This window comes from Rhodovulum strictum (genome assembly GCF_009649175.1).
Lineage (GTDB): Bacteria > Pseudomonadota > Alphaproteobacteria > Rhodobacterales > Rhodobacteraceae > Rhodovulum > Rhodovulum strictum.
This window is the reverse complement of sequence record NZ_WJPO01000019.1, coordinates 24630-50881: the sequence shown is the minus strand read 5'-3', so window position 1 is coordinate 50881 and position 26252 is coordinate 24630. Positions and strand designations below refer to the sequence as shown.

The following is a 26252-nucleotide window of genomic DNA, read 5'->3' as shown; positions in this document are numbered from 1 at the left end:
GATCTTGCGGAGTGAAACTCGCCTACACCATGCTGCCGGGCCGCGGCGATGCCGGTCTTCTGTTCCACCAGCTTGCACAGGAGCTGACGGGCCGGGGCATCAGCGTCGCGGGCCTGGTCCAGACCGAAGCCGCCGGACCGGACCGGCACCCTTGCGACATGTATCTTCGGGTTCTGCCCGGTGGCACGGTCTATCGCATCTCGCAATCCCTCGGGGCGGGTTCGCGTGGCTGCCGTCTGGATGCCGATGCCCTCGAGGCGGCGGCGTTCGAGGTCGGCCGCGCCCTGTCGCGCGGGACCGAACTGCTGATCGTCAACAAGTTCGGCAAGCTCGAGGCACAGGGACGCGGATTCCGCACGGTCATTGCCGAGGCGATCGGCAATGATGTCCCCGTGATCGTCGGCGTGAACGATCTCAACCTCGAGGCGTTTCTCGACTTCACCGACGGGCTCGGCTCTGCGGTGCTGCCACGGCATCAGGCCCTGCTGGACTGGGTTCTGCCCGTGCTGCGCGCGCCCGTCGCCGGCCGGTCGGCATGGCCTCCCGGCCCGATGCTTCGCGCCTTCTGAGGTCACGCACCCTTGAGGGCGGGCTTGCGACGATTTGCACGGCGGCGCGCGGGCGAAACCCGATCCGGGGGCAGCGCTTGCCGATCGAAAAGCCGCACGAAAAGCTGATTTCGCGACATCCCTGCGGGCCGCTATCAAGGGTCGACCGAAGGGAGAAATCGCAATGCACCGCCCGCTCTGGAAGACCTCGACCGCCCTGACGCTTTCGCTGTCGCTGTTGCAGCCGGGTCATCTGGCCGCGCAAGCTAGCCCCGCGCTCGAGGCATGCCGGGCCGATCCCGACGGCGAGGGCTGCGATGCGCTGCTGTTGCAGGCCGGTATCTGCGATGCCGATCCGGGCCTCGAAGGCTGTGCGGAGCTTCTTGGCCTCGATCCCGCGCCCGAAATCATGCCCGAGCTCGTTCCGGAGCCCGACCCTGAACCCGTGCCCGAACCCGAACCCTTGGCTGCCGAGCCAGAGGCCCTGCCGTCCGGGATTGCGGACCCGGCCCCCGAGGCCGCGCCGGTCGAGGATGCCCCGCCCGAGCCTGCGCCGCAGCCCTTGGCCGCGCCCGCACCGGCCCCCGAACCTGATAGCCCGGACCCCGCGCCCGAACCGGCCCCGCCGCCGGAGGCTGCACCGCCCATGCCAGCGCCCGAACCCGTCACCGAGATCGCACCCGAACTTGTGCCAGCCGAGGCGCCCATGGCGTCGGGCACCTTCGCGCCGCCGCCCGAACCCGCGCCCAAGCCCACGGTCGAGGAGGCCGCCGTGCTGGAGGTGCTGACCGCCACGCCCGAAGTGGCCGAGGCGCTTGACACGCTGGACCGTGCACTCGGGTCACAGGCGCGGCCCGCGCTTGTTGCCGCGGACACCGCCGGGGACGATGTCGGCGCCGAGGCGGTTGCCCCGGCGCTGCCCGCGGCGGCGGCCCTGCCCGAGGCCACCGCCCCGGCCACAGAGGTCGAGGTCACGGCGCGTGTCGTCACCGAGGAAACCAGCCGCGGCGCCGACGAGGAGTTCACCAGCACGATCTCGACCAGCGCCCCGCGCGAGGCGCGCCGCGACCGGGGCATGAGCGATCTGGAGCGCGCCGGTCTCGTCGCGCTCGGGACACTGGCGGTGGGAATGATCGTCGCCAACAATCGTGTCGTCGCCAGTTCGGACGACCGCGTGGTGGTGGACCGTGGCGGCGGCGACCTTGCTGTGTGGCGTGACGACGACGCGATCCTGCGCCGGCCGGGCGTGACCGAACGCATCGAGCGCTTTGCCGACGGGTCGACCATCACCACCATCGACCGGCCGGACGGCACCCGGCTGGTCACGATCCGCGATGCCACCGGGCGGACGCTGCGCCGCGAACGGGTCGAGCACGACGGCAGCCGGATGCAGATCTTCGACGACACCCGCCCGTTCGAGCCGGTCGAGGTCAGCATTCTGCCCGCCCCGCAGGTGGCCGAATTGCGGCTGCGGCCGGGGACGGACCCGGCGCTGTTCCGCGCGATCCTGGCCGAGATCGACCGGCAGCCGATCGGGCGCACCTTCAGCCTGGCCCAGGTGCGCGAGATCCGCGAGGTTCGCGATCTGGCGGCCGAGATCACCACGGACCCGATCCTGTTCGAAACCGCCTCGGCCATGGTGCGCCCGACAGAGGCGGCGAAGCTCGTCGATCTCGCCCGGGTGATGACCGCGCTGATCGCCGAGAACCCGCGCGAGCTGTTCCTGGTCGAGGGACATACCGACGCCACCGGCAGCGCCGCCTTCAACCTCGCGCTTTCGGACCGCCGGGCGGAATCGGTGGCGCTGGCGCTGACCCAGTTCTTCGGCGTCCCGCCCGAGAACATGGTGGTGCAGGGCTACGGCAAGCGGTTCCTGAAGGTTCCGACATTGCAGGCCGAACCCCTGAACCGCCGCGTGGCGCTGCGCCGGATCACCCGCCTGATCCACTGAGCCGCCGGGCCGCGCGCGCCCTCTCGGGGACACCGCGCCACAACATACCCCCCTGCCCCCGACTGCGTTGACCTGCGCACGTTTTGCGGGCTATTCCGGGCGCCGATGGTTCCCGCGGTCCACGATCCGCGGGTGAAAAGGGAATGCGGTGCGCCGGGTCTTCGGCAAGTCCGCAACTGCCCCCGCAACTGTAGGCGGCGAGCGTCCCCCGAAGCGACCACTGGGCCAGCGGCCCGGGAAGGATCGGGAAACGCCACGACCCGCAAGTCAGGAGACCTGCCATCGTCACGACCTGTTCAACCCGGGCGGGGTGCCCCGGAAAGGAGAGTCCGATGACCGATCGACCTGCCGGGCGGCGCCCGCTGCCAGAGGACCAGCCCGCCCGGGGGGCGGTGGACCGCCCGATGATGCTTGAACTGGTCCTGTTGCAGATGCAGGCGCGTGACCGCGACCCCGCGTGCGGGCGCGAGACCGGGCAGCTTGGCTTCATGCAATGGCTGGGCGGGCTGCCGGGCGGGTGCGACTACGCGGCCGCGGCGCGCGCCGCGCTGGCGCGTCTGGGCCCCGATGCGCCGTCATCGCCCGCGCTGGCGACATTCCGCGCTCTGCTTGTCGCCTCGCTCGCCGTACCGCCGCGGCCGCTTGGCCTGAGCCTGCCGGTGCCGCGCCGCCGGGGTGGGACCCGCGCGCGCCGGTTGCCGCACTAGAATGGACAAGACGCTTCACACCGGCGTTCTGGTCATCGGCGGCGGCTTCGCGGGGCTTTGCGCCGCGATCGAGGCGCGGCTGGCGGGGGCGCCGGTGCTGCTGCTCGACGCGGCCCCCCATGCGTTGCGCGGCGGAAATGCCCGCCATTGCCGCAACATCCGGCTGGCCCATGGGGCCGAAACGCCGTTCCAGCGCGCGCGCTATCCGGTGGCGGATTTCCTGAACGACCTGACGCGGATCGGCTCACCCGATCCGGCGCTGGCGGCGGTGCTGGCCGAAGGCTCGGCCGATCTTGGCCCCTGGCTGACCGCGCAGGGCGTGGCGTTCGAACCCTGGGCCGAGGGCAACCTGCCCTGGTCGCGGCGCACGGCTTTCCTGCGCGGCGGCGGGCAGGCGCTGGTGAACGCGCTTTGCCGCCGTGCGCAGGGGCTGGGGGTCGATATCCGCCATGGCTGGCGGGTCGAGGCGCTGAACCCGGGCATCTGCGCGGGGAACGGGCCGGGCCGGATCACGGCGCAGACACAAGGGGGCGCGCAGGTCGTGCAGGCCGATGCGGTCGTGCTGGCCGCGGGCGGGTATGGTGCCGACCGCGACAGGCTTGCCGCGCATCTGGGTCCGGGCGCCCGGGCGTTCGCCAATCGCGGCACGCCCTTTCAGCGGGGCGAGCCGCTTCTGTGGCTGCTCGACAATGGCGCCGCGGCGGCAGGGCGGCCGGGCGACGGGCATCTGGTGGCGGTCGATGCGCGCGCCCCGATGGAGGATGCGGGCATCGTCAGCCGGGCGGACGGGATGCCTCTGGGGCTTGTCGTGGGGGCGGACGGGCGGCGGTTCCATGACGAGGGCGCAGTTACCGGCCCCGCGCGCTATTCGCATTGGGGCGATGTTCTGGCCGCGTGCGCCGATCCCCGCGCATGGCTGGTGCTGGGGGCCGAGGCCGCGGCGCGGCTGCCGCCGATGCTGTACCCGCCGATGGCTGCCGACAGCCCCGCCGCGCTGGCCCGACTGTGCGGCATCGACCCCGCCGGGCTGGAGGCGGAGCTGGCCGCGCGTGATCCCGCCCCGCTGGTGGCCATCCCGCTGCGGCCGGGGCTGGCCTTTACCCGCCATGGCGTGGCGGTCGATGCAACGGCGCGGGTGCGTCTGGCCGCGGGCGGCCCGGCGCCGCGCCTGTTCGCGGCCGGGGCGGCGATGTGCGGGGCGGTGCTGGGGCAGGGCTATCTGTCGGGCAGCGCGCTGACCATCGGCGGCGTCTTCGGCCGGATCGCGGGACAACAGGCGGCGGCACTTGCCGGGCGGGCGGCTGTGCAGCGCCCCCCTGCCCGCAGGCCCGCGCCCCTGACGCACCCGGCCGCGCCTCCCCCCGATCCGCTGGCCGAGGCGCGGCGTGCGCTGAACATCTGCAACACCTGCGGCTTCTGCACGGGGCTGTGCGATGTCTTTCCGGCAGCGCAATTGCGCGCCTCCCTCCGCCATGGCGATCTGCGCCACCTGGCGCATCTGTGCCATGATTGCCGGTCCTGCCATGACGATTGCCAATATGCCCCGCCGCATGAACTTGCGGTGAACCTGCCCGCCACGCTGGCCGCCCTGCGGGCCGAGGAGTATCGTGGCGGCCTGCTGCCGCGCGGATCGGCCACCGCATGGCTGGCCGGGGTTTACGCGCTGTGCCTGATCGGCCTGCCGCTGGCGGCGCTGCTGCTGGTGCCGCCCGACCGCCTGTGGATGGCCCATGCCGGTCCGGGCAGCTTTCATGCCGTGATCCCGCGCGGGGCCATGGCGGGGGGCGCGGGGCTGGCCTTTGGCGCGGCGGCCGCGATCACCGGGCTGCGGCTCTGGCGGTTCTGGCGGGCGGGTGCGGGGCCTGCACTGCGGCCCTCGGCGGGCACGGTGCTGGCGGCGCTGCGCGATATCGCCACCTTGCGCAATCTCGACCGGTGCGAAACCCGCGACGGCCCCGTGGCCCCGACCCGCCGCCGGGCGCATCACCTTGTCGCCTATGGCTTCGGGCTGACCTTTCTGGCGACGCTTGCGGGGGCGGCCCAGCATCACATCCTTGGGCAGATCGCGCCCTATCCGCTGGCCAGCCTGCCCGTGATCCTGGGCACGCTGGGCGGTGTCGCGATGCTGGCGGGGCTGGCCGGGCTGTCGCTTCTGCGCCGCCATGCCGATCGCCGCCCGGCCGATCCGGGGATGGAGGCGGCCGACCGTTTCACCCGTGCCAGCCTTGCCATCGTCGCGGCAAGCGGTCTGGTGCTGCTGGCCCTGCGCGAGACGCCCGCGATGGGCCTGTTGCTGGCGCTGCATCTGGGCAGCGTGGTGGGGCTGGCGCTGACCCTGCCCTTTGCCAAGCTGTCGCACGGGTTCTATCGCGCCGCGGCGCTGTTGCGCCACCGCGCCGAACGCGCCGCAAGGCCGCCGCCGCAGATGTGACCACCCGGCTTGACAATCGGGCTGTCACATGGGCATGACACCCGCGCTGGTGCCTGCCTTCGGGCAGGTGAAAAGGGAATGCGATAAGGGCCGCAAGGTCCGAAGCGCAGCCGCCCCCGCGACCGTGACCGGAGAGGTTGCCCCACCGCCACTGGCCGACAGGCTGGGAAGGCAGGGCAACCGCCAGGGACATGAGCCCCTGAAATCCGCAAGCCGGGAGACCTGCCAGCCGAAGACGACGTTGAACCGGACGGGGTGTTCCGGTGTCGGGTCCGGCTGCGGCTTTACCCGTCATCTGCCCTTGTCCCCTGATCGAAGGGGCCAGACATGACACGATTCTTGCGCTTTTGCGGGGCCGAACGGCAATGAACACCGCGCATCCGGGTGCGGTCGATCTGCTGGTCTGCACGACCTGCCGCCGCGCCGACCCCGACGCCCCCCGCCCCGGCGCGCTGCTGCATGATGCGCTGGCGGCCCATGGCCTGCCCGAAGGCGTGCGCCTGATCGCCACCGACTGCCTGTCGAACTGCACCCGCGGCTGCACCGTGGCGCTGCGCGGCCCGGGCCGCTGGAGCTATGTCTACGGCAATCTCGACCCCGCCCAGGCGCCCCTGATCGCCGAGGGCGCTGCGCTTTTCCGCGATGCGCCCGGCGGCCTCGTGCCCTGGCGCGACCGGCCGGAGCATTTCCGCAAGAACTGCATCGCCCGCATTCCCCCCATGGAGGCCCCCGAATGACCGACCTTTCCAAGCTGCCCGTCACCGTCATCACCGGCTTTCTGGGCGCGGGCAAGACGACGCTGATCCGTCACCTGATGCAGAACGCGGACGGGCGGCGGCTGGCCGTGGTGGTCAACGAATTCGGCGATGTGGGCGTGGATGGCGACATCCTGAAATCCTGCGCGCTGCCCGATTGCCCCGAGGAAAACATCGTCGAACTGGCCAATGGCTGCCTGTGCTGCACCGTGGCCGACGAGTTCATCCCCACGATCGAGGCGCTTCTGGCGCTGGATCCGCGCCCCGATCACATCCTGATCGAAACATCGGGGCTGGCCCTGCCCAAGCCGCTGCTCAAGGCGTTCGACTGGCCCGATATCCGCTCGCGCATCACCGTCGACGGGGTGATCGCGGTCGCCGATGCCGAGGCGGTGGCCGCAGGCCGCTTTGCCCCCGACATCGCCGCCATCGACGCACAGCGGGCCGCCGATGACAGCCTGGACCACGAAACGCCGCTGTCCGAGGTGTTCGAGGACCAGATCTCGTGTGCCGATATCGTGCTCCTGACCAAGCCCGATCTTGCCGGCCCCGAAGGCGTCGCGACCGCGCGCGCCGCCATCGCGGCCGAGGCACCGCGCCCGCTGCCGGTGATCGAGGTGGCCGAGGGCGCGGTCGACCCCCGCGTGATCCTGGGGCTTGGCGCCGCGGCCGAGGACGATCTGCATGCCCGGCCCAGCCACCATGACGGCGCGGACGACCACGACCACGAGGATTTCGACAGCGTGGTGATCGAGCTGCCCGAACAGGCCGATCCGGCGATCCTGGCCGGTCGCATCGAAACCCTTGCCCGCAAGCAGAACATCCTGCGCGTCAAGGGCCATGCCGCCGTCGCGGGCAAGCCGATGCGCCTGCTGGTGCAGGCGGTGGGCGCGCGGGTGCGCCACCAGTACGACCGTCCCTGGGCGCCCGACGAGCCGCGCGTCACGCGGCTGGTGATCATTGCAGAGCATGACGATATCGACGAAGGCGCGATCCGCGCCGCGCTGGGGGGCTGAGGCGGAATGCATGTCGTCTTCCGCGAAAGCCACGGGCTGGACGAAACCGGCACGCCGACCGATCTGGGGCAGACGCCCGCCGATCTGGTGGTGTTGTCCTTTTCGGACAGCGATCTGGGGGCATTTGCGGCGGGCTGGCAGCGGGGCGGCGGGGCCGAGGGGCGGATGCCGACGCTGCGGCTGGCGAACCTTGCCGCGCTGAAACATCCGCTGTCCGTCGATACCTATGCCGAGCGGACGCTGGCGGGCGCCAGGGGCATCCTGATCCGGCTGATCGGCGGGCGGGCCTATTGGGAGTATGGCCTGCAACAGGTGCAGGCGCTGGCCCAGGCGCGGGGCATCGCGCTGGCCGTGCTGCCCGCCGATGGCCGCCCCGATCCGCGGCTCGATGCGGCCTCGACGCTGCCGGTTTCTACCCTGCGGCGGCTGGCGCAGCTTTGCGATACCGGCGGCGCGGTGGCGGCGCAGGCGGCACTGGCGCAGATGGCGCTGGCTGCGGGGCTTTATGCCGGGCCGGTGATCGGCGCCAAGGCGGTGCCGCAGGTCGGGGCCTGGACGCCCGAGCATGGCGTCACCTGCCCCGCGCGGCTGACGCCCGAACCCGGGCGGCCGCATATCGCCCTGACCTTTTACCGCGCCTATCTGACCGCGGCCGATCTGGACCCGATCGAGGCGCTTTTCCATGCCTTCCGTGCCCGCGGCTGCGATGTGACCGCGCTGTTCGTGCCCTCGCTCAAGACGCCCGAGGCGGCGGGCTGGCTGGCGCGGCAACTGGCGCATCTGGCCCCCGATGCCATCGTCAACGCCACCGCCTTTTCGGGCCGCGGCGCTTGCGGTGCCTCGCCGCTGGATGCCGCGGGGGTGCCGGTGTTTCAGGTGGCGCTGGCGACCTCGACCCGATCCGCCTGGGACGGGGCCGAGCGGGGGCTGTCGCCCGCCGATCTGGCCATGCATGTCGTCCTGCCCGAGGTGGACGGGCGCATCCTTGCCGGTGTCGCCTCGTTCAAGGAGGCGGGCGCGCGCGATCCCCATCTGCAATTCGCCCGCATCGCCCACCGCGCCGACCCCGAGCGCATCGCCGCCATCGCCGGGCGGGTGCTGGCCTGGCTGCGGCTGTCGCGCAGCCCGGCCGCCGACCGCCGCCCCGCGCTGATCCTGTCGACCTATCCCGGGCGGCCCTGGCAGATGGCGCATGCGGTCGGCCTTGACGCGCTGGCCTCGGCCGAGGCGGCGCTGGCGGACATGGCCGAGGCGGGCATCCCCACCGCACCCGGCGCGCCGCTGGCCGAGGCGCTGGCCCGTGAAACTCTGGACTGGCCGCTTGACGCCTATCGCGTGGCGCTGGCCCGCCTGCCCGTCAGCCTGCGCGACGCGCTGGACAAGGCTTGGGGGCCGCCCGAGGCCGATCCGGCGGTGCGGGACGGCGCCTTTCGCTTTGCCGCCACGCGGCGCGGTTCGGTGCTGGTCGCGCTGCAACCCGAACGCGGCGATGGCCAGACCCGGGACAGCGACTATCACGACCTCGGCCGCACCCCGCGCCATGGCTATGTCGCCTTCTACCTGTGGCTGCGCGAGGCCGTGCATGCCGATGCGCTGATCCATATGGGCGCGCATGGCACGCTTGAATGGCTGCCCGGCAAGGCCGTGGCTCTGTCGCCCACCTGCTGGCCCGAGGCGCTGATCGCCACCTTGCCGGTGATCTATCCCTTCATCGTCAACGACCCCGGCGAGGCCGCGCAGGCCCGCCGCCGGATCGGGGCCGTCACCATCGGCCATATCCCCCCGCCGCAACGCACAAGCGGCACGCCCGACCGCCTTGCCCGGCTGGAATCGCTGCTGGACGAGTTTTCCAATGCCGACGGGCTTGATCCCCGGCGCCGCGACCGGTTGCAGGCCGATATCCGCGCCGAGGCGCAGGCGCTTGGCGTCGAGGACGATCTGGGCCTTGATGCCGCCGCCAGCCCGGCCGAGGCGATCACCCGGATCGATCGCTTCGTGTGCGACATCAAGGAAAGCCAGTTCGGCGACGGGCTGCATGTCTTCGGCCGCCTGCCCGCGGGCGGGTGCGGCTTCGATCCCGCCCCTTCGGTCGCCGCCGAACGCGCCGCGCTGCTATGTGCGCTGGCGGGCGGACGGATCGCGCCGGGGCCTGCGGGCTCGCCCCATCGCGGGCGGCGCGACGTGCTGCCCACGGGGCGCAACCTCTTTGCCACCGATCCCCGCGCCGTGCCCACCCGCGCGGCGCATGCGCAGGGCGTGAAACTGGCCGAGGAACTGGTGCGCCGCCACCTTCAGGACCATGGCGACTGGCCGCGCGGGCTGGTGGTGGACCTGTGGGGCTCGGCCACGATGCGCACCGCAGGCGAGGATTTCGCCATGGCGCTTCATCTTCTGGGCGTGAAACCGCTCTGGGACGAGGGCACCGACCGGGTTTCGGGGATCGAGGTGCTGCCCATCGCGCTGCTCGACCGGCCCCGTCTGGACGTGACGCTGCGCGTCTCGGGGCTGTTTCGCGATGTCTTTCCCACGTTGTCGGCGTTGTTCCAGCAGGCGGTGCGCGCACTTGCGGCCCGGGACGAGGCGCCCGACTGGAACCCCTATGCCGGGCAGGCCCCGGCGCCGCGCGTCTATGGCCCCGCGCCCGCAAGCTACGGGCTGGGCATGGGCGCGGCGCTGGACGAGTATACCGACGCCGCCCGCCACGCCGCGGGCGAGGCATGGCTTGCCGCAAGCGCCTGGGCGCTGGATGGCGAGGGCGCGCGACCCGACGCGCCGGGGCTGCGGGCGCGCGTGGCGGGGGCGGATGCGTTCGTGCATGCGCAGGATCTGCCCGAAACCGACCTGCTTCTGGCAGCCGATTATGCCGCGCACGAGGCCGGGTTTGCCGCCGCGCAGGCCGTCACGGGCGGCGCGGCTGCGCTTTATCACCTTGACAACACCGATCCCGCCCGCCCGCGCGCCCGCCCCCTGACCGAGGAAATCGCCCGCGTCGTGCGCGCCCGCGCCACCCATCCCGGCTGGCTTGCCGGCATGCGCCGCCACGGCTTTCGCGGCGCCGCCGAGATCGCGGCAACGCTCGATCACCTTGCGGGCTTTGCCCATCTGGCGGGCGTCGTGCCGCCGCATCTGTTCGATCTTTACTATGACGCGACGTTGGCCGATGCGGATCTGTGCGCCTTCATGCAGGCCGAAAACCCCGCCGCGCTGGCCGCGCTACGCGCCCGGTTCGAGGCGCTGGTCCAAGCCGGGCTCTGGCAGACCCGCCGCAATTCCATCGCCGCCGCCCTGATGACGGAGACCCAGAATGCCCCATGATTACGAAAAGGACGGCGCCGCGATCTACCGGCAGTCCTTTGCCATCATCCGCGCCGAAACCAACCTCGCCCGCTTCGATGCCGAGGAGGAACCTGTCGCGGTGCGCATGATCCACGCCGCCGGGATGGTGGGGCTCGCGCCGCATATCCGCTTTTCCCCCGGTTTCGTCGCCACCGCCCGCGCCGCGCTGGAGGCGGGCGCGCCGATCCTGTGCGATGCGCGCATGGTGTCCGAGGGCGTGACCCGCGCCCGCCTGCCCGCCGATAACGCGGTGATCTGCACCTTGCAGGCCGACGGCATCGCCGAGCGTGCCGCCGTCATGGGCAACACCCGGTCCGCCGCCGCGCTGGAATTGTGGCGCCCGCAGCTTCAGGGCGCGCTGGTCGCCATCGGCAACGCGCCCACCGCGCTGTTCCATCTGCTGAACATGCTCGAAGACCCCGCCTGCCCGCGCCCCGCCGCGATCATCGGTTGCCCGGTGGGGTTCGTCGGCGCCGCGGAATCCAAGGCAGCGCTGTGGGAGGCCCGCCCCGTGCCCTGCTGCATCGTCGAGGGTCGGCTGGGCGGCAGCGCGATCACCGTCGCCGCCATCAACGCCATCGCGAGCCGCGCGGAATGAGTGCAGGCACCGTCTATGGCCTTGGTCTTGGCCCCGGCGCCGCCGACCTGATGAGCGTGCGCGCCGACCGTCTGCTGCGCGGCGCCGCCCATGTCGCCTTTTTCCGCAAGGCCGGCCACGCCGGACAGGCCCGCCAGATCGTCGAGGGGCTGATCCCCGCGGGCGCGACCGAGCACCCGATGGAATACCCGGTCACGACCGAGATTCCCTTTGACGATCCGCGCTACGCTCAGGCGCTGTCGGGCTTCTATGCCGAGTGTGCCGCGCGCCTTGCCGCGCTGGCCGAGGGCGGCGCCGATGTCGTGGTGCTGTGCGAGGGCGATCCGTTCTTCTACGGCTCGTTCATGCATCTCTATACCCGCCTTGCGGGCCGCGTGCCGGTCGAGGTGGTCCCCGGAATCACCGGCATGTCGGCCGCCTGGACGGCGACGGGCGCGCCGATCACCTGGGGCGACGACATCCTGACCGTGCTGCCCGGCACCTTGCCCGAGGCGGCGTTGATCGACGGAATCCGCGCCGCCGATGCGATCGTGGTGATGAAGATGGGTCGCCACCTGCCCAAGCTGCGCCGCGCTCTGGCGCAGGCGGGCCGGGCCGGGCAGGCATGGCTTGTCGAATACGCCGCGATGCCGGGGCAGAGCGTGACGCGGCTGGATGACTATCCGGGCGAGACCGCCCCCTATTTCTCGATCGCGCTGGTCCACGGTCAGGGGCGCCGGCCATGAGAGGGTGGCTCGCCATCGCCGGGCTGGGCCCCGGATCGGAGGCGCTGGTGACGCCCGAGGTGACGGCGGCGCTGGCCGAGGCGACCGACGTGGTGGGCTACATCCCCTATGTTGCCCGCGTGGCCCGGCGCGAGGGGCTCACGCTGCACGCCTCCGACAACCGGGTGGAACTCGACCGCGCGGCCCATGCGCTGGCAATGGCCGCTGCGGGGCGGCGCGTGGTCGTGGTCTCCTCCGGCGATCCGGGGGTCTTCGCGATGGCCTCGGCGGTGTTCGAGGCGGTGGAGGCAGGTCCCGAGCCCTGGCGCGATCTCGACATCCGCGTGCTGCCCGGCATCAGCGCAATGCTGGCCGCCGCCGCGCGGGCCGGGGCGCCCCTGGGCCACGATTTCTGCGCGATCAACCTGTCCGACAACCTCAAGCCCTGGGCGCTGGTCGAGAAACGCCTGCGCCTGGCGGTCGAGGCCGACTTCGCCATGGCCTTCTACAACCCCCGCTCGAAGGCCCGGCCCGAGGGCTTTGCCCGCGCGCTTGGCGTGCTGCGCGACGCCTGCGGCGATGATCGGCCGGTGATCTTCGCCCGCGCCGTCACCACCCCCGAGGAAGCGATCCGCGTTGTCCCGCTGCCCGAGGCCCGGCCCGAAATGGCCGACATGCGCACATTGGTCATCGTCGGCTCGTCGCTGACCCGGATCATCGCCCGCGATGGCGCGCCCATCGTCTATACCCCGAGGTCCGCCCCGGAATGAGCCAGCCAGTCCAGAACCTCGGCCGGGGTCGAGACCTCTCGCCGCTCGGGCAGCGCCGGACGGTCGATCATCACCACCTTCAGGCCCAGCGCCCGCGCCGCGTCGATCTTGGCCCGCGCGCCCGTGCCGCCCGCGTTCTTCGACACCACGAGGTCGATCCTGTGGTCCTGCATCAGCGCGCGATCGTCTGCCTCTGTGAAGGGGCCGCGCGAGATAATGGCGTGATGATCGGGCAGGGGGATGGCCCCGTCCGGCGGATCGACGAGGCGCAGCAGGTAGAAATGCTGGGGCTGTACGGCGAAGGCATCCAGATGCATGCGCCCGACCGCCAGCATCACGCGCCGCGGGGGGCCGGCCAGAGCCGCGACCGCGCCTGCTATGTTGGGCACGCGCTGCCAGCGGTCCCCCGGCCCCGGTGCCCAGGCGGGCCGGGTCAGCGCAAGCAGCGGCACGCCGGCGGCGGCGCAGGCGGCGACGGCATTCCGGCTCATCTGTGCGGCGAAGGGATGGGTGGCATCGACCACATGGCTGATGCGCTGCGCCGTCAGCCAAGCTGCCAGTCCCTCGGCCCCGCCGAAGCCGCCGATCCGAACCGGGACGGGCTGCGGCTTGGGGCGCTCCACCCGGCCCGCGAAGGACATCGTGGCGGCGATGCCCTGCGCGGCCACGACCTGCGCCAGCGCGGTTGCCTCGGTCGTGCCGCCAAGGATCAGAAGGTTCGGGCGCATGGCTGAACGTCCGTGGTTGAACATCGTGGGTCTGGGAGAGGATGGCCCGGACGGCCTGCCGCCTGCAAGCCGCGCCGCGCTGGAAGCGGCCGAAATCATCATGGGCGCGCCCCGGCATCTGGCGCTGTTGCCCGATCTGACGGCCGAGCGCATCGCATGGCCCGTGCCCTTTGCCGACGGCTTGCCGATCCTTCAGGCCCTGCGCGGCCGCCCGGTTGCCGTTCTGGCCTCGGGCGATCCGTTCTGGTTCGGCGCGGGCGCGGTGATCGCCCGGCATTTCGCCCCCGGCGAATGGCACGCGCTGCCTGCGCCATCTGCCTTTTCGCTGGCCGCCGCCCGGCTTGGCTGGGCGCTGGACATCACAGCCTGCCTTGGCCTGCACGCCGCCCCCCTTGCCCGGCTTCGCCCGCATCTGGCGCCCGGCGCGCGGGTGCTGGTGCTGGTGCGCGACGGGCCGGCGGTGGGCGATCTGGCCGGATGGCTGAGCGCGCAGGGCTTTGGCGAAAGCACGCTCTGGGTGATGGAGGCGTTGGGCGGTCCGCGTGAACGGCTGCGCCGGGCAAGTGCCGGAACGCTCGATCCGGGCGATATCGCGCATCCGGTCTGCGTCGGGCTGGAGGTTGCCGGGACGGGCGCGACGATCCCCGCGGCCAGCGGCTGGCCCGACGCCATGTTCGCGCATGACGGCCAGATCACCAAGCGCCCCGTCCGCGCGCTGGCGCTGTCCGCGCTGGCGCCCCGGCCGGGCGAGCATCTTTGGGATATCGGCGGCGGCTCGGGCTCGGTCTCGATCGAATGGCTGGGCTGTCACCCCGCGATGCAGGCCACCGCCATCGAGGCCGATCCGGCCCGTGCCGCCCGCATCCGCGCCAATGCCGATGCCCTGGGCGCCGACCGGCTGCGCGTGGTCGAAGGCCGCGCGCCCGGGGCGCTGGACGGTCTTGACCCGCCGCAGGCCGTTTTCATCGGCGGCGGACTGTCCGAGGCGCTGTTGTCCGACCTCTGGGCGCGTCTTGTCCCCGGCACCCGGCTTGTCGCCCATGCCGTGACGCTTGAATCCGAGGCGCTGCTGGCCCGCTGGCATGGCGCAGAGGGCGGCAGCCTCCTGCGCATCGAGCTGGCCGAGGCGCAGCCGCTGGGCCGCAAGCGCGGCTGGCGCGCGGCCTATCCGGTCGTGCAATGGAGCGTGACGCGATGAAGGTGGCAGGCTTCGGGTTTCGTGCCGCCGCCGGGGCGCACAGCCTGGCCGATGCGCTGGCCCGCGCAGGCGGGGCACAGGGGCTGAGCGCGCTTGCCGCCCCCGCCGACAAGGCCGCCGCGCCCTGCCTGACCGCGCTGGCTGACCGGCTGGGCCTGCCGATCCGCGCCATCCCCGCCGAGCGTCTTGCCGCCATCGATACCCCCACCCAGGCGCCCCGCGTGCGCGCCACCCGCGGCACCGGATCGGTGGCCGAGGCCGCCGCGCTGGCCGCCGCCGGGCCGGGCGCGCGGCTGACCTGCCCGCGCCGGATTTCCAAAGACCGGATGGCCACCTGCGCCATCGCAACCGGAGACACCCCATGACCGTCCATTTCATCGGCGCCGGCCCCGGCGCGCCCGACCTGCTGACGCTGCGCGGGCGCGACCTGATCGCCGCCTGCCCGGTCTGCCTGTATGCCGGGTCGCTGATCCCCGAGGCGATCCTGGCCCATTGCCCGCCCGGCGCGCGGATCGTGAACACCGCGCCGCTGGATCTGGACGCGATCATCGCCGAATGCCGCGCCGCGCATGAGGCGGGGCTTGGTGTCGCGCGGCTGCATTCGGGCGATCTGTCGATCTGGTCGGCGATGGGGGAACAGATCCGGCGGCTGAAGGCCCTTGCCATCCCGGTCAGCGTCACCCCTGGCGTGCCCTCCTTCGCCGCCGCGGCGGCGGCGCTGGGGGCGGAACTGACCCTGCCGGGGCTTGCGCAATCGGTGGTGCTGACCCGAACGCCCGGCCGCGCCTCGTCGATGCCCGAGACCGAAAGCCTGGCCAATTTCGCCGGTACCGGCGCGACGCTGGCCATTCACCTGTCGATCCACAACCTTGCCCGCGTGGTGGCCGACCTGACGCCCGCCTATGGTGCTGATTGCCCGGTGGCCGTGGTCTATCGCGCAAGCTGGCCCGATCAGCGCATCCTGCGCGCCACGCTTGCCACGATCGAAGCCCTGCTGCCCGAGGACATCGAGCGCACCGCGCTGATCCTGGTCGGCCCCACGCTGGGCGCCGAAGGCTTCGACGAAAGCTGCCTTTACGCCCCGGATTACGACCGGCGCTTTCGTCCGCAGCGGGCCGGGGGCCGGGACCATGTCTGACATCCCCCCCGGGCTGGTGATCGCCGCCCCCGCTTCCGGCACGGGCAAGACGACCGTGACGCTGGGCCTCTTGCGCGCCTTTCGCGATCTGGGGCTGGCCGTCCAGCCCTTCAAGAACGGCCCCGATTATATCGACCCTGCCTTTCACGGTCTGGCGGCGGGGCGGGTATCGTTCAACCTGGACAGCTGGGCGATGGATCCCGGCCTGCTGGACGCGCTGGCGCAGCAGGCTGCGGGCGCCGATCTGGCGATTGCCGAGGGGTCCATGGGCCTGTTCGACGGGACCACGGCGGCGGGTGTCTCGGGGCGCGGCACAAGCGCAGGCATCGCGCGGCGCTTTGGCTGGCCGGTGGTGCTGGTGCTGGATGTCTCGGGACAGGCGCAATCGGCGGCGGCCACCGCGCTGGGATTTGTCCGCCATCCCGACGCGCCGCCCCTGGCCGGTGTGATCCTGAACCGCGTGGCCGGAGCCCGGCACGAGGTGATGATCCGCGAGGAAATGGCCCGGCTCGGGATCGCGGTCTTCGCGGCGCTGCCCCGGCGCAGCGATCTGGAACTGCCCGAACGGCATCTGGGGCTGGTACAGGCCCAGGAACAGGACGGGCTGGAAACGGTGCTGGCCCGGCTGGGCGCCTTTCTGCGCGACCATGCCGATCTGGCGGCCCTGCGCGCGGCGGCGCGCGGCGGGGCCACGGGCGCGCCGGGGCGCTGGCCCACGCCGCCCGCGCAGCGGATCGCGCTGGCCCGCGATGCGGCGTTTTCCTTTGCCTATCCGCACCTGATCGAGGGCTGGCGACGCAAGGGCGCCGAGATCCTGCCGTTTTCGCCGCTGGCCGACCAGCCGCCCGACCCGTCGGCCGATCTGGTCTGGCTGCCGGGCGGCTACCCCGAGCTTCACGCCGGGCGGCTGGCTGCCGCGACCCGCTTCCGCGCCGGACTGCGCAGCCATGCCGAAACCCGCCCGGTGCACGGCGAATGTGGCGGCTACATGGTTCTGGGGCAGGCGCTGATCGACGCCGACGGCACGCGGCACGCGATGGCGGGGCTGCTTGGGCTGGTCACCAGCTATCAGAACCGGCGGCTGCATCTGGGCTATCGCCGGGCGGTGCTGGCCGCACCCATGCCGGGGCATGGTGCGGGGACCAGCCTGCGCGGGCACGAGTTCCATTACTCGACGATCCTGGACCAGCCCGACGCGCCGCTTGCCCGCGTCACCGATGCCGGGGACAACCCCGTGCCGGAAACCGGCTCTGTCCGGGGGCATGTCACCGGCAGTTTCTTTCACCTGATCGCAGAGGATGTCGCGTGAGCGGTTTTGTCAGTTTCGTAAGCTCCGGCCCGGGCGATCCCGAGCTTCTGACGCTGAAGGCCGTGGACCGGCTGAAGCGCGCCGATGCGGTGCTGTTCGACGATCTGTCCTCGGGGCCGATCCTGGCCCATGCGCGGGCGGGGGCCGATCTGGTGGGCGTGGGCAAGCGGGCTGGCCGCGCCTCGCCGAAACAGGATCATGTCAGCCGGTTGCTGGTCGATTACGCCGCCACCGGCGCGCGGGTGGTGCGGCTGAAATCGGGCGATGCGGGGCTGTTCGGACGGCTGGAGGAGGAGATCACGGCGCTGCGCACCGCAGGCATCGGCTACGAGATCGTGCCGGGCGTCACCGCCGCCTGCGCCGCGGCGGCCGCGGCGGGCATTCCGCTGACCCGCCGCCTGACCGCGCGGCGGGTGCAGTTCGTCACCGGCCATGATGTCACCGGCCAGTTGCCCGCCGATCTGGACCTTGCCGCGCTGGCCGATCCCCACGCGACCACGGTGGTCTATATGGGGCGGCGCACCTTTCCGGGGCTTGCCGAGGCGCTGATCGCGCGCGGCCTGCCGGGCGACACCCCCGCCCTTCTGACCGAGGGCGTGACGACACCCGACCAGCGGCTTGAACGCAGCAGCGTCGCGGCACTGGCCGGGGCGCTGGCCGCGGCATCCTCGCCCGCGCCGGTCCTGATCCTGTACGGGCCGCTGGCCGGGGAGGCGGGCAATGGATGAACTGTTCCTGATCGGCATCGGCACCGGCAATCCCGATCACCTGACCGGGCAGGGCATCGCCGCGATCCGGGGCGCCGATCTGGTGCTGATCCCGCGCAAGGGCACGGACAAGGCCGATCTGGCAGACCTGCGCCGCGACATCTGTGCCCGCGTGCTGGGCAAGGATGGCGGGCGGATCGCGGAATTCGATCTGCCGGTGCGCGACGACAGCGGCGATTACCTGTCCGGGGTCGGCGACTGGCATGACGCCATCGCCCGGGTCTGGGCCGCGACGGTGGCCAGCGCCCACCCCGCGCCGCGGCGGGTGGCGCTGCTGGTCTGGGGCGATCCGTCGCTTTATGACAGTTCGCTGCGCATCGCGGCGCGGCTGGTGCCCGAACCGCGCGTGACCGTCGTGCCCGGCATCACCGCGCTTCAGGCGCTTTGCGCCGCCCATCGCATCCCGCTGAACGATCTGGGCGCGCCCTTCCTCGTGACCACCGGGCGGCGGCTGCGCGACGGCGGCTGGCCCGATTGCGCCGATACGCTGGCAGTGATGCTGGATGGCGGCTGCGCCTTTCAGACCCTGGACCCGGCGGGGATCTCGATCTGGTGGGGGGCCTATCTGGGCATGGCGCAGCAGATGACGCTGTCGGGGCCGCTGGCCGAAACCGGCCCGCGCATCCTGGCGGCGCGGGCCGAGGCTCGGGCGCGGCATGGCTGGATCATGGATATCTACCTGATGCGGCGGGGCTAGGGCGTCTCGTCGCGCAGGCACCCCCCGCTCAGCCGCAAGGCCCGTGGCGCCAGTTGCGCACGCAGCGCCGCATCGTGGCTGACCAGCACCATCGCCTGCGGCAACGCTTGCAGGATGGCGATCAGCCGCGCGGCGTTTGCCTCGTCCAGCGCGTTGGTCGGCTCGTCCAGCAGCAGCACCTCGGGTTCCATCGCCAGCACGGTGGCCAGCGTCACCAGCCGCTTTTCCCCGCCCGACAGCTTGTAGGTCACCCGCTCGCGCAGATGGCTCAGGCCCAGCCGGTCCAGCACCGCATCGACGATCGCCAGCGCCTCGGCCCGGTTCTTGCCCAGGTTCATCGGGCCGAAGGCCACATCCTCGGCCACGGTCGGGCAGAAAAGCTGGTCGTCGGGATCCTGGAACACCAGCCCGGCGCGGCGGCGGACCTCGTGGAAATCTGCCTCTTGCCGTCGTTCCTGCCCAAAGGCCAGCACCCGCCCCGATACCGGGCGCAACAGCCCGACCATCAGGTGCAGGAGCGTCGACTTGCCCGAGCCGTTCGCCCCGGTGATCGACAGCCGCTGGCCCGGCTCCAGCCGCAGGCTTGCCCCGCGCAGCACCGGGGCATGGCCCGGATAGCCGAAATGGATATCGTCCAGCTCAAGCAGCGGCATGGGCCGCCTCGGCAAGGCACAGCGCCAGAAGCGCCGCGCCAAGGGTGACGGCAAAGACGGCATCGCGGCGGCCATAGGCCAGCGCATGCAACAGCGGGATGCGTCCTGCGAATCCCCGGCATTTCATCGCGCCCAGCACCCGTTCCGAGCGATCCACCGCGCGCACCAGAACCATGCCCAACAGATAGCCGAAGCTGCGATAACTGTGCCAGCCGGTCGCGGGCCGGAAGCCGCGCGCCCGCATCGCCAGACGCAGCCGCAGGTATTCGCCGCGCAGCACCTCGACATAGCGGATGTTGAACATCATCAGATGCACCAGCCTTTCGGGCGTTCTCAGCCGGTGCAGCGCATGGCCCAGCGTCACCGGCTCCAGGCTGCCGACCAGCGCCAGAAGCGCCAGAACCACCGCGTTCGCCGTCAGCAGGATTTCGGCGGCCAGCACCAGCCCCTCGCGGCTGGCGGGCAGTCCCCACAGCGTGAAGACCGCGGCGCCCGGCGTGGTAAAGGGCAGCGTCAGCACCAGCAGCAGGATGAAACCGTCCATCGCCGCCATGCGCCGAAGCGCGCGCCCCGGCGGCAGGCCCGAGGCCAGCAACAGCCCGAAGGCCAGCGCCAGCGCCGCAGCCAGCACCGCCAGGTGCGTGCAGGCCACCGTCACCACGCCAAAGGCGGCCGCCCCCAGGATGCGGGCGCGCGGATCCAGCCGCTCGAGCGGGCCGTCGGCCCGGCCCGGCCCATGCAGGCCCTCGGTCAGCACATGGCCCATCCGCTAGCCCCGCAACCGCCGCCGCGCGGCGAGATAGAAGCCAAGCCCGAACAGCCCCGCGATATAGCCGATCCCGCCCAGGATCGACTGCATGCCATTCCGTTCCTTCAGCGCGGCAATCTCGCGGCGCAGCGGGCGCAACTCGTCGCGCAGCATCGAGGCAATGGCGGCCCTGTCGGCCTCGGACAGCCCCGCAAGGCTGGCAGCGGGCGCGTCGGCCGGCTGGCCAAGGATGGCGGCAATCTCGTCCGCGCCCAGCTCGAACTCCGCAACATGGCCCGCGCCCAGATCGGCGCGAAAGACATGGCGGCCTTGCCGGTCGGGCCGGTAGCGGAAGACCCCATTGGCATCGGTCATCGCCTCGCCCAGACGGGTGCCGTCATCGCCGAACACCTCGATCAGCTGATGCGCGGCCATGTCGCCATTGGAAAACCCCACCTCGCCCTCGATCATCTCGCCCGCCGGATAGGCCGCGGCGACGACGCGGTGCGCCTGTGCGCTCAGCGGCGCGAGGGCAAGGCACAGCAGCAGAACACCCGTGCGGATCATGCCGATCTTCCTTTCAGCGTGTCGAACAGGTCGGGCTTGACCTGCGCCGCCAGATAGACGGCGGTTGCGGTCAGCACCCCCTCGATCGCCATGACCGGGACATGGGCAACCAGAACCAGTTTCGCGGCCGGAACAAAGCCCGCGCCCGACAGTGCCAGCGCCGCGCCCACCGCGCCCGCGGTCAGGGCGATGGCCAGCGCACCGCCCATCCCCGCCCAGATCGCAGCACTCAGGGGCGCACCCTGCGTCACGCCGCGACGGAAAAGGTAATGCACGATCACCGCCGGCAGGGCGATGGCCACCGTGTTCACCCCCAGAACCGTCAGCCCGCCGAAACCGAAGAACACCGCCTGAAGCAACAGCCCCACGAACAGCGCCGGAAACGCGGCCCAGCCCAGCACCAGCCCGGCCAGACCGTTCAGGATCAGATGTACCGAGGACGGGCCGACCGGCACATGGACCAGCGAGGCCACGAAGAACGCCGCCGACAGCACCCCCGCAGCCGGTATCCGTTCCAGCGGCAGATGCCGCAGCCCCAGCGCGATGCCGCCCGCAGCCAGCACCGCCCCGCCGATCACCACCTCGCCCGCAAGCGCCCCGTCCACGATATGCATGGCGCCGCTCCCTAGTCGAGGTCGTAGGCGCGGATCCAGATCACCGCGTCCTGACTGAGTTCCTTGCCCTCATGTTCGGTGTCCGGTCCCACGCCAAGCGCGGCAAAGCCCCACCAGCCCGCGCGCGGGATGCCGAAGGTGAAATAGCCGTTCCCGTCCGCAATCGCGACCACGGCGCCGCCCGGCATCGGGCTTGCAGTGGGCGGTCCGGCGCGGCCGGTGGCCATGTCGGGCTCTGCCGCCATGAACTCGATCTCGATCTCGGCACCCGGGACGGGCGCGCCGTTCGACATCACCCGCCCGGTAAAGGTCGAGCCCGCAATCACGTTGTAGGGCTTTACCATCGGAACGATCTCGGCCTTCAGGCCCTGCGGCTCGGTCCAGTCCGTGGGCATCTGGCCGCGGTTGAGATAGGTCTTGGTGATCTGCTGGATGTAGATGTCCTCGGAACCTTCGAGATACGGGGCCGGAACCGTCACCAGAACGTAATCGCCCGCGCGTCTGACCGGCAGGCTGCCGTCCCAGGACAGGCCCGTGTTGCCCGCGCCCGCGAAGGTGGTCTGCGTCAGGCTCCCCTTCAGGTCGATCTTCTCGCCCCGATGGATGGCATAGAATTCCAGCGGCTCGGCCATGTCCATGACGTGGCCGTTGTCGAACGGGTGCCAGAAGATCAGCTTGACCGGGACATCGCCCGGCCGGTCGATCTGGGCGTCCCCGGCATGGGACAGCTGGAAATGCGCCGTGGCCAGCCCGGGCACCAGCGTCAGGGCAAGGGCGGCGGTCATCAGATTGCCGTGGAAGATCAAGGGTCGTCTCCTTTCATCGGTAGCGGCAGCGCCGCGATCGGAAAGGACGAACGGGGACAGAGGGCTCGAACGGGCCGACATGGCCGATCCGGGCCAGACGCGCACCCCGGCGTCCGGTGGAAACCGCGCCGGTCAGGCGGCACGGGGGATCGGCAGGTCTCCTGGCTTGCGGGTCGTCGCTTGGCTGGCCTTCCCGGGGGTTGCCCCAGTGGCATAGACAGCCGCGCTCGCCGCTTACAGTTGCGGGGGCAGCCGCGGAATTGCCCGTTGCCGGGCGCACCGCGTTCCCTTTTCACCTCCGGCCACGCAGGCAGCCGAAGGAACCGATCACGCCCCTGTCTTGTCAGCGCGACACCGGGTTGTCAATTGCGCCGGACATTTCCCTGCGCAGCGGTTTGACGCGGGCGCCATCGCGGCCCATCCTGAGCGGCGGAACAGACGCAAGGACAGGACATGACCGGGATCGAGACCGACGAGAACGCGCGCCACGCCGCCAAGATGGCCAAGCGCAAGGCCGCGCAGGAGCGCAAGCTGGAGGGCGCGATCGCCGAAAAGGGGCTGATCATCGTCCATACCGGCGCGGGCAAGGGCAAGTCCTCGGCGGGGTTCGGGATGATCCTGCGCTGCATCGCCCACGGGATGCCCTGCGCGGTCGTGCAATTCGTCAAGGGGGCGTGGGATACCGGCGAGCGGCGGCTTCTGAGCGAGCATTTCGCCGATCTGTGCCAGTTCCACGCGATGGGTGAGGGATTTTCCTGGGAAACCCAGGACCGCGAACGCGACATCGCCGCGGCCGAACGCGGCTGGCAGAAGGCGCAGGAGCAGATCCGCGATCCGGCGATCCGCATGGTCCTGCTGGACGAGATCAACATCGCGCTGCGCTATGGCAATCTCGATGCGGGCAGGGTGCTGGCCTTCCTGCGGGACGAGAAACCGCCCATGACCCATGTCGTGCTGACCGGCCGCAACGCCCCCGAGGCGCTGATCGAGGCGGCGGACCTGGTCACCGAGATGACGCTGGTCCGGCATCCGTTCCGGGCCGGGATCAGGGGCCAGCCGGGGGTCGAGTTCTGAGCGGCTTGACAGGGCCCGGCCCGGGCCGCATCACCCGCGGCCTGACAAGGACTGCGCGATGACCTTTGACCTGCCCCCCGACGACGCCCCGCCACCGATGCCCGAGATCGCGGTGCCGATCCTCGACCCTGCCCCGCCGCGTCTGGGCCGGGCGCTGATGATCCAGGGCACCAGTTCCGATGTGGGCAAGAGCCTGCTGGTCGCGGGGCTCTGCCGTGCCTATGCGCGCCGCGGCCTCAAGGTAGCGCCGTTCAAGGCGCAGAACATGTCGAACAACGCCGCCGTGACGGTGGACAGCGACCTGCCACCCGGCCCGGACGGGGTGCAGCCGCGGGGCGAGATCGGCCGGGCGCAGGCGTTGCAGGCCCGCGCCGCGGGGCTGGCCCCGTCGATCCACATGAACCCCGTGCTTCTGAAACCGCAGGCGATGGTCGGCTCGCAGGTGGTGCTGCGCGGCCGACCGCTGGGCAACTGGCCCGCACGGCATTACCACGGGCTCAAGCCGCTTCTGCTGCCTGCTGTGCTGGACAGCTACCGGCGCATCGCGGCAAGCGCCGATCTGGTGCTGGTCGAGGGCGCGGGCGCCGGGACCGAGACGCATCTGCGCCGGTCCGACATTGCCAACATGCTGTTCGCCGAGGCCGCCGACCTGCCGGTGGTGCTGCTGACCGACAATGACCGCGGCGGCGCGATGGCGGCGCTGGTCGGAAGCTGGCTTCTGCACACGCCCGAGGAACGCGCCCGGATCGCGGGCTATGTCGTCAACAAGTTCCGCGGCTACTTCTCGCTTTACGAACCCGCCTGCCGCACCATCACCGGGATCACGGGCTGGCCGCTTCTGGGCGTGGCGCGCTGGTTCGAGGGCGCGGCGCTGCTGCCGGCCGAGGATGCGCTGGCGCTGGAACGCCCGGCGCGGTCGGCGGGCGGTGCGCTGGTGATCGCGGTGCCACAGATCGACCGGGTGGCGAATTTCGACGATCTGGACCCGCTGTCATCGGAACCCGGCGTCGATCTGCGCTGGGTCCGCCCGGGCCAGCCGATTCCGGCCGAGGCCGATGTGGTGCTGCTGCCGGGCTCCAAGACGACGCGCCAGGCGCTGGATGCGCTGCGCACACAGGGCTGGGATATCGACATCCGCGCCCATCTGCGCCGGGGCGGTCGGGTGCTGGGCATCTGCGCGGGGTTCCAGATGCTGGGCCGCATGGTGCGCGACCCCGACGGCATCGAGGGCCCGCCCGGCGAGACGCCGGGACTGGGTCTGCTGGAGGTCGATACCACCATCACCCGCGAAAAACGGCTGGTCGAGCTGGACGCGACCGACCGGATCAGCGGCGCCCGCGTGACCGGCTACGAGATGCATATGGGCCGCACGACCGGCCCCGGGCTTGCGCGGCCATGGCTGGTCCTTGACGGCCAGCCCGAGGGGGCGGTTTCGGCCGATGGCCTTGTGATGGGCGGCTATGTGCACGGGCTGTTCGGTGCCGATGCCTACCGGACGCACTGGATCGGGGCGATGGGGGGTATCGGCTCGGGACTTGAGCATGGCGCCCAGATCGAGGCGGCGCTCGATGCGCTGGCCGATCAGATCGAAACCGATCTCGATCTGGACGCGCTTCTGGCGCTGGCGCGATGACCGCGCGGCGGCTGATGGTGCTGGGCACCGGCTCGGATGTGGGCAAGAGCCTGCTGGTCGCGGGGCTCTGCCGTGCCTATGCGCGGCGCGGCCTCAAGGTGGCGCCGTTCAAGGCGCAGAACATGTCGAACAACGCCGCCGTCACCGCCGATGGCGGCGAGATCGGCCGGGCGCAGGCGTTGCAGGCGCGCGCGGCGGGCGTTCCGCTGTCTGTCCACATGAACCCCGTCCTGCTCAAGCCCGAAACGGATGTCGATGCGCAGGTGGTGGTGCAGGGCCGCGTGCTGGGGCGGTATTCGGCAAGCGCCTATCAGCGGCTGAAACCCGGGCTCCGGGCCGCGGTGGTCGAAAGCCTGGGGCACCTGTCGGCCGCCCATGATCTGGTGCTGATCGAAGGCGCGGGCAGCGGGGCCGAGCGATACCTGCGGCCGCAGGACATTTCCAACATGGGTCTGGCCGAGGCCGCCGACCTGCCCGCGCTGCTGGTGGGCGACGATTCGCGCGGAGGCGTCACGGCGGCCGTCATCGGGCATCACCGACTCTGGACCGACCCCGAACGCGCCCGCATCGCGGGCGTGATCGTGAACAAGTTCCGCGGCGATCCGGACATCTTCGCCCCCGCAGCCGCGGATATAAGGGCCGAAACCGGCTGGCCCGTGCTGGGCCTTGTGCGCTGGTCCGACGCCGCGCGCGCCCTGCCCGAGGAGGATTCGCTGGGCTTCGGGCGCAAGCGCGGTGCAGCGGGCGGGCTGGTGATCGCGGTGCCGGAACTGCCGCGGATGGCGAATTACGACGATCTCGACCCGCTGGCCGCCGAACCCGGCGTCGATCTGCGCTGGGTCCGCCCCGGCCAGCCCATCCCGGCAGAGGCCGACATCGTCCTGCTTCCCGGCTCCAAGGCGACGCGCACCGCGCTGGAGGCGGTCCGGGCCGAGGGCTGGGACATCGACCTGCGCGCGCATCTGCGCCGCGGCGGACGGATCGTCGGGCTTTGCGCCGGGTTCCAGATGCTGGGACAAGCGGTGCGCGATCCCGAGGGCATCGAGGGGCCGCCCGGCGAAACCGAGGGGCTGGGTCTTTTCGATGTCGTGACCACGCTCACGGCCGACAAGCGGCTGGCCGAGATCGACGCGACGGACGAAATCACCGGCCTGCGCGTCACCGGCTACGAGATGCATATGGGCCGAACCGCCGGCCCGGGGCTCGACCGCCCGTGGCTGCGGATCGGCGGCAGGCCCGAGGGCGCGATTTCGGCCGATGGCCTTGTGATGGGCAGCTACCTGCACGGGCTGTTCGGCGCGGATGGCTTCCGCGGTCACTGGCTGACGGCGATGGGCGGGCGCGCGACGGAAACGCAGCATGCCGCGCGGCTTGACCACGCCCTGAACGCCCTTGCCGACGAGATCGAGGCAGATCTGGACCTGGATGCGCTGCTGCGCCTGGCCCGCCCGCAATCGCGCTAGGACCGACTCCGGTCCGCATTCTGCGCAGCCGCGCGCGGGCG

Annotated in this window: 25 protein-coding genes and 3 riboswitches; of the genes, 19 read left to right on the top strand and 6 right to left on the bottom strand. The window is 71.6% G+C overall.

Going from position 1 to position 26252, the window contains the following annotated elements; genetic code table 11:
• The first annotated feature begins 11 nt into the window (after window positions 1–11).
• From GH815_RS12295 to cobJ, 10 genes are all read left to right on the top strand, one after another.
• Window positions 12–569, top strand: coding sequence for a DUF2478 domain-containing protein (locus GH815_RS12295; protein WP_343030833.1), 558 nt, complete (start codon window positions 12–14; stop codon window positions 567–569).
• 163 nt (window positions 570–732) lie between these two features.
• Window positions 733–2499, top strand: coding sequence for an OmpA family protein (locus GH815_RS12290; RefSeq protein WP_153749071.1), 1767 nt, complete (start codon window positions 733–735; stop codon window positions 2497–2499).
• 89 nt (window positions 2500–2588) lie between these two features.
• A riboswitch (cobalamin riboswitch) is annotated at window positions 2589–2797 on the top strand.
• Window positions 2798–2831: 34 nt separating this feature from the next.
• Entirely contained in the window at window positions 2832–3206 is a 375-nt protein-coding gene (locus tag GH815_RS12285; protein WP_153749070.1) for a hypothetical protein, read from the top strand.
• A gap of 1 nt (window position 3207) precedes the next feature.
• Window positions 3208–5637 carry an FAD-dependent tricarballylate dehydrogenase TcuA gene (gene tcuA, locus GH815_RS12280; protein ID WP_153749069.1) on the top strand — a complete coding sequence of 810 codons (2430 nt, stop codon included), beginning with the start codon at window positions 3208–3210 and terminating at the stop codon, window positions 5635–5637.
• Between the two features lie 30 nt (window positions 5638–5667).
• Window positions 5668–5881: riboswitch (cobalamin riboswitch) on the top strand.
• Between the two features lie 121 nt (window positions 5882–6002).
• On the top strand, window positions 6003–6374 hold the full coding sequence (locus tag GH815_RS12275; RefSeq protein ID WP_153749068.1) for a DUF1636 family protein: 372 nt from the start codon (window positions 6003–6005) through the stop codon (window positions 6372–6374).
• Window positions 6371–7408 carry a cobalamin biosynthesis protein CobW gene (cobW, locus tag GH815_RS12270; protein ID WP_153749067.1) on the top strand — a complete coding sequence of 346 codons (1038 nt, stop codon included), beginning with the start codon at window positions 6371–6373 and terminating at the stop codon, window positions 7406–7408. The genes GH815_RS12275 and cobW overlap by 4 nt, the downstream gene beginning before the upstream one ends.
• Before the next feature lie 6 nt (window positions 7409–7414).
• Complete coding sequence (cobN, locus tag GH815_RS12265; RefSeq protein WP_153749066.1) at window positions 7415–10723, top strand: cobaltochelatase subunit CobN; 3309 nt, start codon at window positions 7415–7417, stop codon at window positions 10721–10723.
• Window positions 10713–11342, top strand: a complete 630-nt coding sequence (locus GH815_RS12260; protein ID WP_153749065.1) for a precorrin-8X methylmutase — start codon at window positions 10713–10715, stop codon at window positions 11340–11342. Before cobN ends, GH815_RS12260 begins: the two co-directional genes overlap by 11 nt.
• Window positions 11339–12067, top strand: a complete 729-nt coding sequence (gene cobI, locus GH815_RS12255) for a precorrin-2 C(20)-methyltransferase (protein WP_153749064.1) — start codon at window positions 11339–11341, stop codon at window positions 12065–12067. The genes GH815_RS12260 and cobI overlap by 4 nt, the downstream gene beginning before the upstream one ends.
• The gene (gene cobJ, locus GH815_RS12250; protein ID WP_153749063.1) at window positions 12064–12816 is read left to right on the top strand and encodes a precorrin-3B C(17)-methyltransferase; all 753 of its coding nucleotides are present in this window, start codon (window positions 12064–12066) and stop codon (window positions 12814–12816) included. The genes cobI and cobJ overlap by 4 nt, the downstream gene beginning before the upstream one ends.
• Here cobJ and GH815_RS12245 read toward each other — a convergent pair.
• Window positions 12789–13544, bottom strand: a complete 756-nt coding sequence (locus GH815_RS12245) for a cobalt-precorrin-6A reductase (RefSeq protein ID WP_153749062.1) — start codon at window positions 13542–13544, stop codon at window positions 12789–12791. The genes cobJ and GH815_RS12245 overlap by 28 nt on opposite strands.
• Here GH815_RS12245 and cbiE point away from each other — a divergent pair.
• Genes cbiE through cobF form a run of 6 tightly spaced genes read left to right on the top strand, consistent with a single transcriptional unit; the run spans window position 13543 to window position 18653 of the window.
• On the top strand, window positions 13543–14742 hold the full coding sequence (cbiE, locus tag GH815_RS12240) for a precorrin-6y C5,15-methyltransferase (decarboxylating) subunit CbiE (RefSeq protein WP_153749061.1): 1200 nt from the start codon (window positions 13543–13545) through the stop codon (window positions 14740–14742). The two genes, GH815_RS12245 and cbiE, sit on opposite strands and share 2 nt — an antisense overlap.
• Entirely contained in the window at window positions 14739–15107 is a 369-nt protein-coding gene (locus GH815_RS12235) for a cobalamin biosynthesis protein (protein WP_153749060.1), read from the top strand. The genes cbiE and GH815_RS12235 overlap by 4 nt, the downstream gene beginning before the upstream one ends.
• Window positions 15104–15880 (top strand): precorrin-4 C(11)-methyltransferase, encoded by a 777-nt coding sequence (gene cobM, locus GH815_RS12230; protein WP_153749059.1) that lies wholly within the window; start codon window positions 15104–15106, stop codon window positions 15878–15880. Before GH815_RS12235 ends, cobM begins: the two co-directional genes overlap by 4 nt.
• Window positions 15873–17189 carry a cobyrinate a,c-diamide synthase gene (locus GH815_RS12225; protein WP_153749058.1) on the top strand — a complete coding sequence of 439 codons (1317 nt, stop codon included), beginning with the start codon at window positions 15873–15875 and terminating at the stop codon, window positions 17187–17189. The genes cobM and GH815_RS12225 overlap by 8 nt, the downstream gene beginning before the upstream one ends.
• Entirely contained in the window at window positions 17186–17917 is a 732-nt protein-coding gene (cobA, locus tag GH815_RS12220; RefSeq protein ID WP_343030832.1) for a uroporphyrinogen-III C-methyltransferase, read from the top strand. The genes GH815_RS12225 and cobA overlap by 4 nt, the downstream gene beginning before the upstream one ends.
• Window positions 17910–18653: a precorrin-6A synthase (deacetylating) gene (cobF, locus tag GH815_RS12215; protein ID WP_153749057.1), complete on the top strand. Its 744-nt coding sequence runs from the start codon at window positions 17910–17912 to the stop codon at window positions 18651–18653. Before cobA ends, cobF begins: the two co-directional genes overlap by 8 nt.
• On the opposite strand, the gene GH815_RS12210 is transcribed toward cobF, so the two are convergent.
• The 5 genes from GH815_RS12210 to GH815_RS12190 are packed head-to-tail and all read right to left on the bottom strand — an operon-like array spanning window position 18650 to window position 22020.
• Window positions 18650–19306, bottom strand: a complete 657-nt coding sequence (locus GH815_RS12210) for an energy-coupling factor ABC transporter ATP-binding protein (RefSeq protein WP_153749056.1) — start codon at window positions 19304–19306, stop codon at window positions 18650–18652. The two genes, cobF and GH815_RS12210, sit on opposite strands and share 4 nt — an antisense overlap.
• Complete coding sequence (gene cbiQ, locus GH815_RS12205; RefSeq protein ID WP_153749055.1) at window positions 19293–20072, bottom strand: cobalt ECF transporter T component CbiQ; 780 nt, start codon at window positions 20070–20072, stop codon at window positions 19293–19295. Before cbiQ ends, GH815_RS12210 begins: the two co-directional genes overlap by 14 nt.
• 3 nt (window positions 20073–20075) lie before the next feature.
• Window positions 20076–20621 (bottom strand): cobalt ABC transporter permease, encoded by a 546-nt coding sequence (locus tag GH815_RS12200; protein WP_153749054.1) that lies wholly within the window; start codon window positions 20619–20621, stop codon window positions 20076–20078.
• Window positions 20618–21235, bottom strand: coding sequence for a cobalt transporter CbiM (gene cbiM / locus GH815_RS12195; RefSeq protein WP_153749053.1), 618 nt, complete (start codon window positions 21233–21235; stop codon window positions 20618–20620). The genes GH815_RS12200 and cbiM overlap by 4 nt, the downstream gene beginning before the upstream one ends.
• Window positions 21236–21246: 11 nt before the next feature.
• The gene (locus GH815_RS12190) at window positions 21247–22020 is read right to left on the bottom strand and encodes a DUF4198 domain-containing protein (protein WP_153749094.1); all 774 of its coding nucleotides are present in this window, start codon (window positions 22018–22020) and stop codon (window positions 21247–21249) included.
• Between the two features lie 155 nt (window positions 22021–22175).
• Window positions 22176–22384: riboswitch (cobalamin riboswitch) on the bottom strand.
• A gap of 110 nt (window positions 22385–22494) precedes the next feature.
• Here GH815_RS12190 and cobO point away from each other — a divergent pair.
• The 3 genes from cobO to GH815_RS12175 all read left to right on the top strand — a co-directional run bounded on the left by cobO (window position 22495) and on the right by GH815_RS12175 (window position 26211).
• The gene (cobO, locus tag GH815_RS12185; RefSeq protein ID WP_153749052.1) at window positions 22495–23115 is read left to right on the top strand and encodes a cob(I)yrinic acid a,c-diamide adenosyltransferase; all 621 of its coding nucleotides are present in this window, start codon (window positions 22495–22497) and stop codon (window positions 23113–23115) included.
• Between the two features lie 97 nt (window positions 23116–23212).
• Window positions 23213–24748, top strand: a complete 1536-nt coding sequence (locus GH815_RS12180; protein ID WP_170290342.1) for a cobyric acid synthase — start codon at window positions 23213–23215, stop codon at window positions 24746–24748.
• On the top strand, window positions 24745–26211 hold the full coding sequence (locus GH815_RS12175; RefSeq protein ID WP_153749050.1) for a cobyric acid synthase: 1467 nt from the start codon (window positions 24745–24747) through the stop codon (window positions 26209–26211). The genes GH815_RS12180 and GH815_RS12175 overlap by 4 nt, the downstream gene beginning before the upstream one ends.
• Window positions 26212–26252 lie beyond the last annotated feature (41 nt).